At 67.7% G+C, this 16,617-nt stretch carries 12 protein-coding genes and 1 pseudogene; 9 read left to right on the forward strand and 4 right to left on the reverse strand.

What is annotated here, in order from left to right; genetic code table 11:
- Nucleotides 1-218 precede the first annotated feature (218 nt).
- Both NQ204_RS06965 and NQ204_RS06970 read left to right on the forward strand, forming a co-directional pair.
- On the forward strand, nt 219-1,910 hold the full coding sequence (locus NQ204_RS06965; protein WP_256643440.1) for a proline--tRNA ligase: 1,692 nt from the start codon (nt 219-221) through the stop codon (nt 1,908-1,910).
- Between the two features lie 221 nt (nt 1,911-2,131).
- Nucleotides 2,132-2,512, forward strand: a pseudogene (locus tag NQ204_RS06970) (H-NS histone family protein); the annotation flags it as partial.
- 64 nt (nt 2,513-2,576) lie between these two features.
- Here NQ204_RS06970 and NQ204_RS06975 read toward each other — a convergent pair.
- The gene (locus NQ204_RS06975; RefSeq protein ID WP_256643441.1) at nt 2,577-3,836 is read right to left on the reverse strand and encodes a threonine/serine exporter family protein; all 1,260 of its coding nucleotides are present in this window, start codon (nt 3,834-3,836) and stop codon (nt 2,577-2,579) included.
- A gap of 92 nt (nt 3,837-3,928) precedes the next feature.
- Between NQ204_RS06975 and NQ204_RS06980 the strand changes: the two genes are divergently transcribed.
- The 4 genes from NQ204_RS06980 to NQ204_RS06995 are packed head-to-tail and all read left to right on the forward strand — an operon-like array spanning nt 3,929 to nt 7,447.
- Complete coding sequence (locus NQ204_RS06980; protein WP_256643442.1) at nt 3,929-5,050, forward strand: ABC transporter permease; 1,122 nt, start codon at nt 3,929-3,931, stop codon at nt 5,048-5,050.
- A 1-nt stretch (nt 5,051) separates the two neighbouring features.
- Complete coding sequence (locus NQ204_RS06985) at nt 5,052-5,879, forward strand: ABC transporter ATP-binding protein (protein ID WP_207776471.1); 828 nt, start codon at nt 5,052-5,054, stop codon at nt 5,877-5,879.
- A 3-nt stretch (nt 5,880-5,882) separates the two neighbouring features.
- Nucleotides 5,883-6,809, forward strand: coding sequence for an MlaD family protein (locus NQ204_RS06990; RefSeq protein WP_116863408.1), 927 nt, complete (start codon nt 5,883-5,885; stop codon nt 6,807-6,809).
- Nucleotides 6,806-7,447 carry an ABC-type transport auxiliary lipoprotein family protein gene (locus tag NQ204_RS06995; protein ID WP_256643443.1) on the forward strand — a complete coding sequence of 214 codons (642 nt, stop codon included), beginning with the start codon at nt 6,806-6,808 and terminating at the stop codon, nt 7,445-7,447. The genes NQ204_RS06990 and NQ204_RS06995 overlap by 4 nt, the downstream gene beginning before the upstream one ends.
- 87 nt (nt 7,448-7,534) lie before the next feature.
- On the opposite strand, the gene NQ204_RS07000 is transcribed toward NQ204_RS06995, so the two are convergent.
- Nucleotides 7,535-8,122, reverse strand: coding sequence for an alpha-ketoglutarate-dependent dioxygenase AlkB family protein (locus NQ204_RS07000; RefSeq protein WP_256643444.1), 588 nt, complete (start codon nt 8,120-8,122; stop codon nt 7,535-7,537).
- A gap of 130 nt (nt 8,123-8,252) precedes the next feature.
- Between NQ204_RS07000 and NQ204_RS07005 the strand changes: the two genes are divergently transcribed.
- Entirely contained in the window at nt 8,253-10,307 is a 2,055-nt protein-coding gene (locus NQ204_RS07005; protein ID WP_256643445.1) for a glycoside hydrolase family 99-like domain-containing protein, read from the forward strand.
- A 32-nt stretch (nt 10,308-10,339) separates the two neighbouring features.
- On the opposite strand, the gene NQ204_RS07010 is transcribed toward NQ204_RS07005, so the two are convergent.
- Together NQ204_RS07010 and NQ204_RS07015 are read right to left on the reverse strand one after the other, a co-directional pair.
- On the reverse strand, nt 10,340-10,972 hold the full coding sequence (locus NQ204_RS07010) for a CoA transferase subunit B (protein ID WP_256643446.1): 633 nt from the start codon (nt 10,970-10,972) through the stop codon (nt 10,340-10,342).
- A 1-nt stretch (nt 10,973) separates the two neighbouring features.
- Nucleotides 10,974-11,705 (reverse strand): CoA transferase subunit A, encoded by a 732-nt coding sequence (locus tag NQ204_RS07015; RefSeq protein WP_200733322.1) that lies wholly within the window; start codon nt 11,703-11,705, stop codon nt 10,974-10,976.
- Nucleotides 11,706-11,850: 145 nt separating this feature from the next.
- Here NQ204_RS07015 and NQ204_RS07020 point away from each other — a divergent pair, with 145 nt between their 5' ends.
- Complete coding sequence (locus NQ204_RS07020) at nt 11,851-15,168, forward strand: DEAD/DEAH box helicase (RefSeq protein WP_256643447.1); 3,318 nt, start codon at nt 11,851-11,853, stop codon at nt 15,166-15,168.
- Between the two features lie 95 nt (nt 15,169-15,263).
- On the forward strand, nt 15,264-16,610 hold the full coding sequence (locus NQ204_RS07025; RefSeq protein ID WP_256643448.1) for a phosphohexomutase domain-containing protein: 1,347 nt from the start codon (nt 15,264-15,266) through the stop codon (nt 16,608-16,610).
- Nucleotides 16,611-16,617 lie beyond the last annotated feature (7 nt).

Consider the following 16,617-nt stretch of genomic DNA (forward strand, 5'->3'; position numbering starts at 1 on the left):
CCCCCCCCCCCCCCCCCCCCCCCCCCCCCCCCCCCCCGCCCCCCCCCCCCCCCCCCCCCCCCCCCCCCCCCCCCCCCACCCCACCCTCCCCTCAGGAAACCAGCCTCTGCTGTTGCTTCGGCTGTGGCCTCTGCGGGTGCAGGGCTGCAAGCCCTGCCGGTACAAACCCCCGGCCGGGCTGGCAGAATAGGCGTCTCTGCCGTTATCCGAAGCCGCCGATGCGCCTCTCCCAGTTCCACCTGCACACCACCAAGGAAACCCCCAGCGACGCCGAGCTGACCAGCCACCGGTTGATGCTGCGGGCGGGCATGATCCGCAAGCTGGCATCGGGCCTGTACACCTGGTCGCCGCTGGGCCTGCGCGTGCTGCGCAAGGTCGAGCGCATCGTGCGCGAGGAAATGGACCGCGCCGGTGCCGTCGAATTCCAGATTCCGACCATCCAGCCGAAGGAACTGTGGGAGCAGACCGGCCGCTGGGAAAAGTTCGGCCCGCAGCTGCTGAAGATCAAGGACCGCAAGGAACAGACCTTCTGCTACAGCCCCACCGCCGAAGAAGCGGCCTGCGATTTCGCGCGCAGCGAGCTGTCCAGCTACAAGCAGCTGCCGGTCAACTTCTACCAGATCCAGACCAAGTTCCGCGACGAGATCCGCCCGCGTTTCGGCGTGATGCGCGCGCGCGAATTCCTGATGAAGGATGCGTATTCGTTCCATCTGCACGATGACTGCCTGGTGCGCGAATACGAAAACATGAAGGCGGCCTACAGCCGCATCTTCACCCGCCTGGGCCTCGATTTCCGCATGGTGCAGGCCGATTCCGGCGCCATCGGTGGCGATGCCTCGCAGGAATTCCACGTCATCGCCGATTCGGGCGAAGACGCGCTGGTGTTCTCCACCGGCTCGGATTATGCCGCCAACATGGAAGCGGCCGTGGCCGCCGATCCGGCACCGCGCGCGGCTGCCACCGAAGCCATGCGCAAGGTGGAAACGCCCACGCAGAAGACCTGCGAGGACGTCGCTGCCCTGCTCGGCCTCGACCTGACCCGCACCGTGAAGTCGGTGGCGCTGATGACCGAAGCCGGCTTCGTGCTGGCCCTGGTCCGCGGTGACCACGACGTCAACGAGATCAAGCTGGGCAAGGTTGCCGGCCTGGAAGACCAGCGCTTCGCCAGCGAGGCGGAAATCGCCGAGTACCTGGGCAGCGTGCCGGGCTTCCTCGGCCCGGTCGCCCCGGCCAAAGCCATCCGCGTGATCGCCGACCGTGAAGTGGCGGCCATGGCTGACTTCGTCGTCGGCGCCAACGAGGCCGGTTTCCACCTGGCCGGCGTCAACTGGGGCCGCGACCTGGCCGAGCCGGAAGTGGCCGACATCCGCAACGTGCAGGCTGGTGACCGCGCCGTCGATGGCGGCGAGCTGAAGATCGCCCGCGGCATCGAGGTCGGCCACGTCTTCCAGCTGGGCCGCAAGTACGCCGCCGCGCTCGACGCCACCGTGCTGGACGAGAACGGCAAGGCCGCCGTGATGGCGATGGGCTGCTACGGCATCGGCATCTCCCGCGTGGTCGCTGCGGCGATCGAACAGAACCACGATGACGCCGGCATCATCTGGCCCGAGGCGATGGCGCCGTGGCAGGTGGTGGTGTGCGTGATCAACCCGAAGGGCGACGCCGGCGTGGCTGATGCTGCCGCTGGCCTGCTGCAGGAGCTGCGCGATGCGGGCCTGGATGCGGCACTGGACGACCGTGGCCTGCGCCCGGGCGCCATGTTCGCCGACATGGAACTGATCGGCGTCCCGCACCGGGTCGTGGTCAGCGAACGCGGCCTGGCCGCCGGCACCTTCGAATACCGTTCGCGCCGTGCCAGCGAGGCGGAAAGCCTGGACAAGACCACCCTGCTGCAGCGACTGCAGGGCTGACCAGAGAGACCGGGGCCTGCCCCGGTCTTTTTTTTGCCTGTTTTGTGCGCACCAGCAGCTGCGCCGGACATAATCCGGTCAAAATAGACGCATTGGGGCCATCCGGCCGCCATGTCGCGACTGCCGATGTTTGTGCTGGGATTAATTCGTCATTATTCTGTCCCGCGACGCCACGGACCGGCTCGTCCCTGTCCCTAATTCAGTTTCCGGAGTAATCGTTAATGAGCATCGACCTGAGCGGCCTGTCGGCACGCGAGCTGGGCGCCCTGATCCGTACCGCCAAGAAGCAGCAGACCATCGTGGCCAAGCGTCGCCCGATCACCAAGGTGCGTGCCCAGCTGAGCAAGCTGGCCAAGGCCGAGGGTTACACCATCGAGGAACTGTTCGGTGATGCCCCGGCCGCCCCGCGCGCCCGCAAGGCGACGAAGGCCACCAAGGCACCGGCGAAGACCGCCGGCCGCAAGCTGGGCAAGGTTGCCCCGAAGTACCGTAATCCGGCCAACCCGAAGGAAACCTGGACCGGCCGTGGCAAGCAGCCGCGCTGGATGGCCGAACTGACCGCCAAGGGCGGCAAGAAGCCGGAAGATTTCCTGATCAAGAAGGCGTAAGGCCGAATATCAGGTTGGAATGAAAGACGCCGGCGAAAGCCGGCGTTTTTTTGCACCGTCACAGGGTTTTGCGGGCCGGCATCAGCAGGTTGCCGAACAGCAGGCCGGCCACCAGCGCCATCACCACGTTGAGCACGGTGAGGAACACGCCCTGCCCGGCGCCCACGTCCTGCTGCTGCACCAGGGTCAGCACGCCGCGCAGGCTGGTGCTGCCCGGCACCATCATGATGATGCCCGGCAGACGGATGATCGCGCCCGGGCGCCCGACCAGGCGGCCGAACAGATTACCGCCGGCGGTCAGCAGCATCGCGGACAGGAAAATACCGGCCGGTGCGCCCCAGGCGTGGCCACCGAATTTGGAAATGGCATAACCGGCCACCGAAGCCGCCATCACCCACGGATAATCGCGACGGTTGGCCTTGAACAGCATCGCAAAGGCGAACGCCGCGGTCAGCAACGAGCCCCATTCCACCCATGGTCCCTGCGGCCGCGCGGCACGGATCACCGGCTCCAGGCCCAGCACATCGGCCAGGGTCACCGCGATCATCGCGCCGACGCTGAGTTTCATGATGGTGGTCAGCGCACCGGCGAAACGCGCGGTACCCGATACCCAGTGCTGGCTGGCCAGTTCATTGACCGCATTGGTCAGCGACATGCCGGGCAGCAGCACCACCAGCGAAGCGATGATGACGGTATTGAGATTGAGCGCACCGATGAAGGCGGCCACCAGCGTGGCGACCATGCCGGCCAGCAGCGCGGCCAGCGCTTCGCCCGCTTCGCGGGTGGCCGGTCGACGATCGGTGATCATGCCCAGCAGGCCGATCATCAGGCCGATGACGCCGGCGGTGGCGATGTCCAGCCACGGCAGCTTCCACATGCCGGCCACGCCGGCCGCGCCCAGGCTGAAGGACAGGATGGTGCGCAGCTTGCCGCGGCGGCCGGGATCCTTGTCCAGCTGCCGCAGCGCGGTATGGCCCTGTGCAAGGCTCATGCGCCCATTGGCCACTTCTTCGGCGATGCGGTCGGCCACGCTCAGCTTGTGCAGGTCGTTCTCGCCCGGCGCCAGGCGGATCACCCGGGTGATGTCGCTGGAACCGATGGCGCGTGCCGGGTCGCTGAAGCTGAGGATGATGCCGGTGGGGTTGGACCACGGCTCGCAGTCCAGGTCCAGCTGCAGTGCCAGCGCGACCACGGCCGCCTCCAGCCGCTGGGCCGTGGTGCCATAGCTGTGCAGGCGTCCGGCGATCTCGGAAACGAAGGCCACGCGCTGTGCATAGGTGGCCTGGGGCGTGGGAATGGCGTGAGCATCGGCGGACATGCGCCGTAGTATCACCCACGCAGAGCCCGGCCGGATAAATTCATCCCGGTTCGACGCGACGCGCAGGGCGAAACGGTTATGCTGCGAGCCGAATGGCCCCCATGACCCCGAACCACGCCCCCCGGCTTGAACAGGACGCCCACGATCCCGGGCTGATCCGCCTGTCCGGGCATTGGACCCTGAAGACCGCGCTGGACGCGGCCGAGGTGCTGCGTGACATTCCCGACACGTTGACCGGCATCGATGCCACCGGCATCGAACAGCTGGACTCGGCCGGCGTACTGCAGCTGCTGCGCGTGGCCCATCGTGCCGATCTCGGCGAGCACGCCCTGCAGTTCCGCGCTGACCACCAGGCGCTGGTGTGCACCATCGAGGAAGTGGCCGACGACCGCCCCAAGCCCAAGCGCGATTTCGGCGTACTGGCCGCGCTTGAACGCCTCGGCATCAGCGTCCATGCCACTGCCCACAACATCAAGGCGCTGTGCAGCTTCCTCGGCGAGAACCTGGTGAAGGCCGCGCGGCTGGTGAAGGAACCACGGCGCTTCCGCCTGACCGCTACCGTGCACCAGATGGAGCAGGTGGGCCTGGATGCGGTGCCGCTGGTGGCGCTGCTGTCCTATCTGGTTGGTGCGGTCATCGCCTTCCTCGGCTCGACCATCCTGCGCGACTTCGGCGCGGAGATCTACGTGGTCGAACTGGTCAACATCGCCTTCCTGCGCGAGTTCGCCGTACTGCTCACCGCCATCGTGCTGGCCGGCCGCACCGCCAGTGCGTTCACCGCGCAGATCGGTGCGATGAAGGCGCGCGAGGAAATCGATGCGATGCGCACGCTGGGCCTGGACCCGGTCGACCTGCTGGTGCTGCCGCGCCTGCTCGCCCTGCTGGTGACCCTGCCGTTGCTGACCTTCATCGCGATGATCGCCGGCCTGGCTGGCGGCATCACCGTCGGCGCGTTCGATCTGGATATTCCACCGCAGATGTATATCGCGCGCATGCACGAAACCATGGAAGTGCGGCACCTGCTGGTTGGCCTGTCGAAGGCGCCGGTTTTTGCCTTGGTGATCGGCCTGATAGGTTGCCTCGAAGGACTGAAGGTGGAAGGCACGGCGCAGTCGGTGGGCGAACGCACCACCTCCAGCGTGGTGCAGACCATCTCGCTGGTCATCATCATCGACGCCTTCGCGGCGTTGTGGTTCATGCACATGGACTGGTGACATGAACGCACACGACACCCCCACCGACACCGCCATGCAGGACGACCAGGGCCACGACCTGGCCATCCGCGTGCGCGGGCTGGTCAACCGCTTCGGCAGCCAGACCGTGCACGAAGGCCTGGACCTGGACGTGCGCCGCGGCGAGATCCTCGGCGTGGTCGGCGGTTCGGGCACCGGCAAATCGGTGCTGATGCGCTCGATCCTCGGCCTGCGCGTGCCAGACGAGGGGCAGATCGAGGTGCTCGGCCGCGACGCGCGCGCCGACGATGCCGAAAGCCGCCTTCACATCGAGCGCAACACCGGCGTGCTGTTCCAGGATGGCGCCCTGTTCTCCTCGCTGACCGTGGGCGAGAACGTGCAGGTGCCGCTGAAGGAACACCACCGCGAGCTGCCCGAGCGCTGGCACTACGAACTGGCCCTGCTGAAGGTGAAGCTGGCCGGCCTGCCCGCCGATGCAATCAACAAACTGCCTTCGCAGCTGTCCGGCGGCATGCGCAAGCGCGCCGGCCTGGCGCGGGCGCTGGCGCTGGACCCGCCACTGCTGTTCCTGGACGAACCCACCGCCGGCCTGGACCCGATCGGCGCGGCCGCCTTCGACCGCCTGATCAAGACCCTGCAGGAAGCGCTGGGCCTGACCGTGTTCCTGATCACCCACGACCTGGACACGCTGTATGCGATCTGCGACCGGGTGGCGGTGATCGCTGACCGCAGGGTGGTGGCCAACGCGCCGCTGTCCGAACTTGAGCAACTGGACCATCCGTGGATCCAGGAATATTTCCACGGACCCCGCGCGCGTGCCGCACGCGGCGAACAGATCAAGAGTGCCTGAGCCATGGAAACCAAAGCCAACTACGTGCTGATCGGTGCGTTCACCCTGATCACCGGCCTGGCCCTGCTGGCCTTCGGCCTGTGGGCAGCCAAGTATTCTTCCGACCGCACCTGGCAGGAGTATCGCGTGGTGTTCCGCGAGGCGGTGACCGGCCTGTCGGTGGGCAGCCCGGTGCAGTACAACGGCATCGCGGTGGGCTCGATCACCGAACTGAACCTGGTGCCGGACGACCCGCGCCAGGTCGTGGCGCGCATCCGCCTGAACTCCAACACCCCGGTCAAGACCGATACCCGCGCCAAGCTGGCGATCACCAGCCTGACCGGCCCGTCGATCATCCAGCTCAGCGGTGGTACGCCGCAGGCGCCGACGCTGACCACGGTCAACAAGGATCCGGCGCCGATCATCCCGACCACGCCGTCGGCGCTGCAGAACATCACCGACGTGGCCAACCGCATCGTCGAACGCATGGACCAGGTCCTCAGTGATCGCAACGTGGCCTCGATCAACGCCACCCTGGCCAACCTGGAGACGATCAGCGGCGGCCTGGCCGACCGTGACCAGGGCACCCAGGCGCTGCTGCTCAGCGCGCGCGATGCCGCACGCAGCCTGGACACCACGCTGAAGACCACCAACGGCACCATCGAGCGCCTGGACAAGAACCTGGTGCAGCAGTTGCCGGGCATCATCGACAAGCTCGACGCCACCCTCGGCAAGCTTGATTCGGCGGCCGGCAATGCCGATTCGATCCTCGGCGAGAACCGTGCGGCCATCAACAGCTTCGCCAACGATGGCTTGGGCCAGCTGGGCCCGACGCTGAACGAACTGCGTGGCCTGATCCGCGACCTGCGCCGGGTCAGCGACCGCCTCGAGAACAACCCCGCGCGCTACCTGCTGGGCCGCGACGCACCGAAGGAGTTCGAACCCAAATGAGCCCGATGACCCTTCCGCGCCTGCTGCTGGCCGCCTCGGCCGTCGCCCTGCTGGGTGGCTGCTCGATCCTCGGCAGCGGCGACAAGATCCCGGTCACCCTGTATTCGCCCGCCGTGCAGGTGAAGGTCGACCCGGCCTGGCCGCAGGCCGACTGGCAGCTGGTGGTGTCCAAGCCCAGCGCCGCGCGCATGGTCGACAGCCCGCGCATCAACGTGCGGCCGACGCCGTCCGAGCTGGAGATCTACAAGGGTGCCAGCTGGGCACAGCCTGCCACCGACATCATCGAAGACACCCTGCTGCGCGGCTTCGAGGATTCCGGCCGCCTGCGCGGCGTGGCCCGCACCGCCGCCGGCATCCGCGCCGATTACAAGCTGGCCACTGATATCCGCCGCTTCGAATCGGACTACCAGGGCCAGGCTACGCCGACCGTGGTGATCGAAGTGAACGCCAAGCTGATCCACACCACCGACCAGCGCGTGGTGGCCGACCGCACGTTCCGCCAGGCGCAGCCGGTAGGCAGCACCGACGTAGCGGCCGTGGCCGCCGCCTTCGAGCGTGGCCTGCAGCAGCTGGCGCAGGACGTGGTGGGCTGGACGCTGGTGAACGGGCAGAGCGACACGGCCGCGCCGAAGCGCTGAACCGTATCCGCTGCGCTCGCCGGGCATGGCCCGGCGCTACCCCTTGTTCAATCCTGGTAGCGCCGGGCCATGCCCGGCGGAGCGCCCTCAACGCGGCTGGATCCAGCGGAACGTCAGATTGATGCGCTCGCCCTGCACCCGCGCCATCTTAGGCAGCGCGTGCTGGTAGAAGCGCTGGGTGCTGCCGCCCATCAGCAGCAGGTCGCCGTGACCGAGCAGGAATTCGGCCTTGCGCGCGGGATCGTCGCGCCGCCGCAGCAGGAACCGGCGCGCCGAGCCCAGGCTGAGCGAGGCAATGAGCGGCGACGGCCCCAGCTCCGGTTCGTCATCGCTGTGCCAGCCCATGTAATCGCCACCGGTGCGGTAGCGGTTGACCAGCACGCTGTTGAACGCGCCGATGCCCTGCGCCTGCAGGCGCTCGCGCAGGGCCTGCAGCCGCGGCGGCCAGGGGTGCGGCACGAACTCGGCGCCGGAATAGCGATAGCGCGCCTGCGGATCACCGATCCAGCAGCTCAGCCGCGGCGAATCCACCCAGTTGCCGAACATGCGGATGCGGTGCACCTCCCACGGCAGTTCCGCCTGCAGCGCCGGCAGCAGCGCATCGGCAGCGTCGGCGGGCAGCCAGCCCGGCAGGTGCTGGACGTCGGCATTGGGCAGGTCGGTGGGGAACAGCATCGCGCCACGCTAGCACGGCAGCCGCCGCGATCCGGTTTGCCGTGATGGCCGCCAGCGTCGAAAATGCGTCCATGACCCATTCCACGACGTCCATGCCCGCCCTCGCCCGCCCTTCCCGGCGCGTGCCGCAATGAGCGGCAGCCTGCGCCAGGCCCTGTTCCCGCTGCTGCGTGCGGCCTTCCGGCTGCTGCCACTGTCCGAGGGGCAGCGCGACCGGCTGCGGACCCGCCTGCTGGCCCGCCATGGTGACTGGGTGCCGCCGCCGCCCAAGGGTCAGCAGGACACCGACGGCCCCCGTTCGGGCGCGCAGCTGCGCTGGCGTGCCGACGAGGCCGCGATCGGCCACCGCAGCTATCGGCAGGACGCCCTGCCTACCCCGCTGCCGGCGACCCTTGTCGCTTTCTACCTGCCGCAGTTCCACACCTTCGCCGAGAACGACGCGTGGTGGGGCAAGGGCTTCACCGAGTGGCGCAACGTCACCCGCGCGTTGCCGCAGTTTGAAGGCCACATCCAACCGCGCCTGCCTGCCGATCTCGGCTTCTACGACCTGCGCAACCCGCAGGTGATGCGCGACCAGGCGAAGCTCGCCGCCGAACATGGCATCGGCGCGTTCTGCTTCTACTACTACTGGTTCAGTGGCCGCACCCTGATGGAGGACCCGCTGCAGCAGTGGCTGGCCGATGACAGCATCGATCTGCCGTTCTGCTTGTGCTGGGCCAACGAGAACTGGGCGCGTCGCTGGGATGGCCGCGACGAGGACATCCTGATCGGCCAGCAGCACAGCGCCGAGGATGACCTGGCCTTCATCGCCCACGTAGCACCGTACCTGCGTGACCGGCGCGCACTGAAGGTCGATGGCAGGCCGATACTGCTGGTCTACCGCCCGCACCTGATGCCCGATGCACGGGCGACCGCGGAGCGCTGGCGAAGTTGGTGCCGCGACCACGGTGTCGGCGAGATCCACCTGGCCTATGTGCAGGGCTTCGAGCGGCCCGATCCGCGCGACATCGGCTTCGATGCCGCCGTCGAATTCCCGCCTAACATGAGCAACCCTGCCTCGCTGTCCGCGCAGCAGTGGCTGCTCAATCCTGAGTTCAACGGCGACGTGCGTGACTGGCGCGAACTGGCTGCCGAGATCGGCGCGCGGCCGCTGCCGGACTACCCGCTCTACCCCGGCGTGAATCCCGGCTGGGACAACGAGGCACGGCGCTCCGGCCGTGGCCGGGTGTACCTGCACGCCTCACCGCGCGGTTATCGCGACTGGCTGCGCCGGACGGTGCACGAGCGCCTGGCGGCGGCGCCGCAGGACCAGCGGCTGGTCTTCATCAATGCATGGAACGAGTGGGCCGAAGGCGCCGTGCTGGAACCGGATGCACGACTGGGCCATGCGTGGCTGCAGGCCACGCGCGAAGCGCTGTCGCCGGCACCTACGGTACAACAGGCACCTGCGGTGCACCTGCATGCCTGGTACCTGGAGACCCTGCCCGACGTCCTGTCCGCGCTAGGTGAAGCCTCGCTGCCGTGGCGGATCGTCGTCACCACCCCGGCCGCGCAGGTGGAAGCCGTCCAACAGGCGCTGGCCAGCCACGGGCTGGCGGGCGAGGTGATCCCGACCGCCAACCAGGGGCGCGACATCCTGCCGTTCCTGGAGGTGGCCGAGCGGCTGCTGCAGGACCACCACGATGTGGTGCTCAAGCTGCATACGAAACGCTCGACCCATCGCGACAATGGTGACCAGTGGCGGCAGGAACTGCTGCAGCGTCTGGTCCAGGGCGGACGCGCCGCGCGCATCCACGCCGCGTTCCAGGCAGACCCGGGCCTGGGCATGGTGGTGGCCGAAGGGCACCTGCTGCGTGTCGTCGATTTCATCGGCGGCAATGGACCGGCACTGCAGCGGCTGCGCGTGCGGCTGGGCCTTCCTGCGGCCGCGGATACAGAGGTATTCGGCGCCGGCAGCATGGGCTGGTGGCGATTGCAGGCCCTGCGCCCGCTGCTGGACGCACACCTCCATCGCAGCGCCTTTGATGCCGAACAGGGCCAGGTCGATGGCACCCTGGCACATGCCATCGAGCGCGTACTGGGCACCTGCTGCGAGCAGAGCGGATTACGCGTGATGACCGCTGCGGCATGTATCGGCGAACCGGAACCGGCCGCTTCGGACTACGCCTACGCACGGCGCAGCTGATCAAAGGGGGCCACACGGCCCCCTTTGTTCGATCACATCCGGCGGAACGGCACGCCGGTCTTTTCCTTCAGTTCGTCATCGGCCACGCCCGGCGCCGCTTCCACCAGCACCAGACCGTCGTCGGTCACGTCGAACACGGCCAGGTCGGTGATGATGCGGTCGACCACGCCGACGCCGGTCAGCGGCAGCGAGCATTCGGCCAGGATCTTGTGCTCGCCGTTCTTCGCGGTGTGTTCCATCAGCACCACCACGCGCTGCACGCCGGCCACCAGGTCCATCGCCCCGCCCATGCCCTTGACCATCTTGCCGGGCACCATCCAGTTGGCCAGGTCGCCCTTGTCGGTCACCTGCATGGCGCCAAGGATGGCCAGGTTGACGTGGCCACCGCGGATCATCGCGAAGCTGTCATGGCTGCCGAAATAGCTGGCACCGGCACGCGCGGTGACGGTCTGCTTGCCGGCATTGATCAGGTCGGCGTCCACTTCGGCATCGGCCGGGAACGGGCCGATGCCGAGCAGGCCGTTCTCCGACTGCAGCCACACGTCCACGCCTTCGGGAATGTGGTTGGCGACCAGGGTCGGCAGGCCGATGCCGAGGTTCACGTAGGCGCCATCGGTCAGTTCGCGGGCGGCACGCGCCGCCATCTCGTCACGGGTCCACGCCATGTCAGTTGCCCTCCGCGCGGATGGTGCGCTGTTCGATGCGTTTTTCAGGATGCGCGTTGTGCACGATGCGGTGCACGTAGATGCCCGGCAGGTGCACCTGGTCCGGGTCGATGGCGCCCACCGGCACCACCTCTTCCACTTCCACGATGCAGACCTTGCCGGCCATCGCGCAGGCCGGGTTGAAGTTGCGCGCGGTCTTGCGGAACACAAGGTTGCCGGCCTCGTCGGCCTTCCAGGCCTTGACCAGGGCGACGTCGGCACGCAGCGCGGTTTCCATCACGTAGTGCTTGCCGTCGAACTCACGGGTTTCCTTGCCTTCGGCCACCACCGTGCCGTAGCCGGTGGCGGTGAAGAACGCGGGGATGCCCGCACCACCGGCACGCAGGCGCTCGGCCAGGGTGCCCTGCGGGTTGAACTCCAGTTCCAGCTCACCGGCCAGGAACTGCCGTTCGAATTCCTTGTTCTCGCCCACGTAGGACGAAATCATCTTCTTGATCTGACGCGTTTCCAGCAGCTGGCCGAGGCCGAAGCCATCGACGCCGGCATTGTTGGAGATCACGGTCAGGCCCTTGGCACCACTGTCGCGCAGCGCGGCGATCAGCGCCTCGGGAATGCCGCACAGGCCGAAGCCGCCCACGGCCAGGGTCTGGCCATCGGCGATGACGCCCTGCAGGGCCTCCGCCGCCGAGGCGAAGCGCTTGCTGCGCTTGCCGCTGGAAGTTGCGTGTTCCATTTCTACAGCCCTACGGGGGAAGAATCAGCGCATTCTAGCCGGGGCCCGCCCTATGACTGGGATGCGCCGCAGCATTTATGGGCCTGCTGCCGGGCTCCCGCTAGAATGGCGAATCGACGGGAGCTTGCCGCCGGCACTGGAAACGATGTCTCTGCACTACACCGATGAGGATCTGGCCCGCTGGTTCGATGACGCCACGCTGACCCGCAGCGAGCGGTGCATGGGCGGAGTAAGCCAGCTGGAACGCCACGGCGATGTGCTCATCGCCGAGGTGCAGGGCACCGCCGCGCGGCCTTACCGCGTAGAGATCGACTTGGCGGCAAGCATGCGCACGCCCCGCAGCCGCCTGCAGGGAGACTGCTCCTGCCCGGTCGGCCAGAACTGCAAACACATGGCCGCCACGCTGATGGTCTACCTGCTGGATGGGGCCATCGAAGATGATGAATGGTTCCCGGTAGGTGTCGGGACCGACGGCGGACTGGAGCAGCCCGTGCGCCCGCAGCTGCTTGCGGAACTGTCGCGCTGGCAGGCCATGCGCAGCCAGCCGGCCAAGCCAGTCCGCAATGGCGTGGTCTTTGAGCTGTCCACGGTCAATCACCGCCCGTCGGTGCTGATGCGCAAGGTGAAGTACCGCGCAGATGGGGGCATCGAGTTCGGCAAGTGGTCCGAAATCACCGCCGAGATGCTGCTCACCCCGCCCAATTACCTGACCCCGGCGGACATATCGGTCATCGCCCAGCTCTGGGCTGAGCGCCGTGCCACTACGCCTGAGCCGCGCATCGACATCGGCGCCACGCTGGCACTGATCGTTGCCAGCGGCCACGGCTGGGTCTTCTGCGGGCGAGATCGCGTGCCCGCACGCGCCGGCGCGCCGCGCCAGGGCATGCTGCACTGGGAGGTGGACGAGGTGGATGGCGAGCTTCTGTCGTTTCCTTCCTTGCACCTGGACGGCGATGCCGAGGGCCTGGTACTGGGCAATGCCGCCGGCTACCTCGACCCCGTTACCGGCGAGGTGGGGCCGCTGCTGCTCGATGTGAGCATCCAGGATGCGGATTTCTTTCTCTCCCTGCCGCCCCTGCTGCCCACCGAAGCGCCGGTGGTGGCGCAGGTGCTGAAGCAGATGGACCCGGCACTGCCGCGCCCCGGTTCGGTTGATGCGATGCGTACGCTGCAGATCAGCGCGATGACGCCCGTACTGCGCCTGCACAGTTTCGAGTACCGCCCGGCATGGATGAGCCGTCGCGGGCCCTCGCGGTGGGCGGACTTTGCGACCGTTGCCTTCGAATACGACGAACACGTGCGCTTCCTGGATGACCCCAACGTGTTCGTTCACGACGCCAACGGCGATCTGGCCCTGCTGCCGCGCGACCCTGCCGAAGAGGCGCGCCGCGAGCGCGAACTGCGCGGCTTCCACCTGCACCGCGATACGGCGCCCCGCGCCTCGCTGGAGGGCGCAGGACCGCAGTTCGTCCTGCGCAGCCAGGACTGGACCCGGCTCATGCTGCAGGACGTGCCGCAGCTGGAAGCGCTCGGCTGGAAAGTGGAGGTGGATGACGATTTCCGCCACCGCATCACCCTGATCGACGATATCGATCTGGACATCCAGCCCAGCCAGACGGAAGACGGCTGGTTCGATCTCGGCCTGGACATCCAGGTCGATGGCCGCACCGTGCCGCTGGCTCCGCTGCTGCACACGGTGCTGCAGACCGATCCGCGCTGGCTGCGCGGGCAGATCGATGCCATCGATGACGACGAGCACGTGATGCTGTCGGCCGACGACAACACTCATCTGGCGATTCGCGCCGCGCGCCTGAAGCCGGTCATTGCCTTGCTCGCCGATCTGTTCACCCAGCGCGATGCCCCCTTGCGGGTATCGGCGCGTGACCGTGGCCGCCTGCGCGCCCTGCAGGACGATGCGCGCCTGCAGTTCAAGGGCCACCAGGACACCCGTGCGCTGGTGCAGCGGCTGATCCAGACTCCGGCGCCAACCGAGGTCACTCCCCCGGCCGGGCTGGCCGCCTCCCTGCGTCCTTACCAGCTGCAGGGCCTGGCCTGGCTGCAGTACCTGCGGCAGCAGGACCTCGGCGGCGTGCTGGCCGACGACATGGGCCTGGGCAAGACACTGCAGACCCTGGCCCATATCCTGCTGGAAAAGGAACAGGGCCGGCTGCAGCAGCCGGCGCTGGTGGTGGTGCCCACCTCGCTGCTGCATAACTGGACCAGTGAAGCGGCCCGCTTCGCCCCCGACCTGCGTGTGCTGGCGCTGCATGGCGCCGACCGGGCCGCCCACTTCGATCGCATCGGCGAACACGATCTGGTACTGACCACCTACCCGCTGGTGTGGCGCGATGAAGAGGCCCTGCTGGCCCACGACTATCACCTGCTGATCCTCGACGAGGCACAGCAGGTCAAGAACGCAAAATCGAAGGCGGCCATCGCCATGCGCACGCTGCACGCGCGCCATCGCCTATGCCTGACCGGTACGCCGCTGGAAAACCACCTGGGCGAGCTGTGGGCGCAGTTCGATTTCCTGCTGCCCGGCCTGCTGGGCAACGAGAAGCAGTTCAACCAGCATTGGCGCCATCCCATCGAGCGCGGCCACGACCCGCAGCGCGCGCACCTGCTCGCCCAGCGCCTGCGCCCGTTCATGCTGCGCCGGCGCAAGGACGAGGTCGCTGCCGAGCTGCCACCGAAGACCGAGATCACCCGCACGGTGGCGCTGGAAGGCGCACAGCGCGATCTGTACGAAACCGTGCGCGCATCAATGGAAGCCAAGGTTCGTGAAGCCGTGGCCGCGCAGGGCCTGGGACGCAGTCATATCCTGGTGCTGGACGCCCTGCTGAAGCTGCGCCAGGTCTGCTGCGACCCGCGGCTGCTGCCCGGTGAGACCGGCAAGCGCAGTGCGCCGTCGGCCAAGCTGGACCTGCTGCGCGAGATGCTGCCGGAGATGGTGGAAGAAGGCCGGCGCATCCTGCTGTTCTCGCAGTTCACCAGCATGCTGGCGCTGATCGCACAGGCACTGGATGAGATGGGCCTGGCTCATGTGCAGCTGACCGGCGATACCCAGGACCGGGCCACGCCGGTGCAGCGGTTCATGGCGGGTGAGGTGCCGATTTTCCTCATCAGCCTGAAGGCCGGTGGTGTCGGCCTGAACCTGACCGCTGCCGATACGGTCATCCACTTTGACCCTTGGTGGAACCCGGCTGCCGAACGGCAGGCGACCGATCGCGCCCACCGTATCGGCCAAGAGCAACCGGTGTTCGTCTACCGGCTGATCGCCGCCGGCAGCATCGAAGAACGCATTGCCGAGCTGCAGCAGCGCAAGGCGGCGCTGGCCGATTCCATTCTCGAAGGTGGTAACGCCAGCGGTCCGCGCTTCAACGATGAGGATCTGGAAGCACTGCTGGCGCCACTGCCGGGGGTGGTGCCGAAGGGCAAGCGGGGGCGGCTGGCGCGGGCCTGAAGCGTCGGCCGGTCAGGTCCCATTGCGGCATGAAAACGATTCCCATACAGGGCTGGCGCTACAATCGCGGGCTGTGCCCACAATGGAATTGACCGATGCCCCTGCCCGCCTTCAAGGCCTATGACATCCGCGGCCGCGTGCCGGAAGAACTGAACGAAGACCTGGCCCGCCGCATCGGCGTGGCGCTGGATGCTCAGCTCGCTCCGGGCCCGGTGGTCCTGGGACATGACGTCCGCCTGACCAGCCCGGCCCTGCAGGACGCGCTCGCCGCCGGCCTGCGCGGCGTCGGCCGCGAGGTGATCGACATCGGCCTGTGCGGCACCGAGGAGGTCTACTTCCAGACCGACCACCTGGGCGCCGCCGGTGGCGTGATGGTGACCGCCAGCCACAACCCGATGGACTACAACGGGATGAAGCTGGTCAAGGAAAACGCACGGCCGATCAGCTCCGACACCGGCCTGTTCGCGATCTCCGACGCCGTGGCCGCCGATACCGGCAGCGCGCAGCCGGCGAGCGCAGCGCAGACCGCGCGCCACGACAAGAGCGCCTACATCGACCACCTGCTCAGCTACGTGGACGCCAGCAAGCTCAAGCCGCTGAAGCTGGTGGTCAACGCCGGTAACGGCGGTGCCGGCGCCATCGTCGACCTGCTCGCGCCGCACCTGCCGCTGGAATTCATCCGCATCTGCCATGAACCCGATGGCAACTTCCCCAATGGCATCCCCAACCCGCTGCTGCCGGAAAACCGCGCCGCCACCGCCGAGGCCGTGCGCGAACACGGTGCCGACTTCGGCATCGCCTGGGACGGCGATTTCGACCGCTGCTTCTTCTTCGACCACACCGGCCGCTTCATCGAGGGCTACTACCTGGTCGGTCTGCTGGCCAAGGCCATCCTCGCCCGCCAGCCGGGCGGCAAGGTCGTGCACGATCCGCGCCTGGTCTGGAACACGGTGGAAATGGTCGAAGCGGCCGGCGGCGTGCCGGTGCTGTGCAAGAGCGGCCACGCCTTCATCAAGGAAAAAATGCGCGCCGAGGACGCGGTGTACGGCGGTGAGATGAGCGCCCACCACTACTTCCGCGAATTCGCCTATGCGGACTCCGGCATGATCCCGTGGCTGCTGATCGCGCAGCTGGTGTCCGAGAGCGGCCGCTCGCTGGCCGACTGGGTGGAAGACCGCATGGCGGCCTTCCCCTGCAGCGGCGAGATCAACTTCAAGGTGGCTGACGCCAAGGCGGCCGTCGAGCGCGTGATGGAGCACTTCGCCGCACAGGCGCCGGCGCTGGACCACACCGACGGCATCAGCGCCGATTTCGGCGACTGGCGCTTCAACCTGCGCAGCTCCAACACCGAGCCGCTGCTGCGCCTGAATGTCGAAGCCCGCGGTGATGCAGCGCTGATGCAGGCACGCACCGACGAACTCTCCCGCCTTATCCAGCAGTAATCAAGGA

It is taken from the genome of Stenotrophomonas testudinis, assembly GCF_024499815.1.
Taxonomy (GTDB): domain Bacteria; phylum Pseudomonadota; class Gammaproteobacteria; order Xanthomonadales; family Xanthomonadaceae; genus Stenotrophomonas.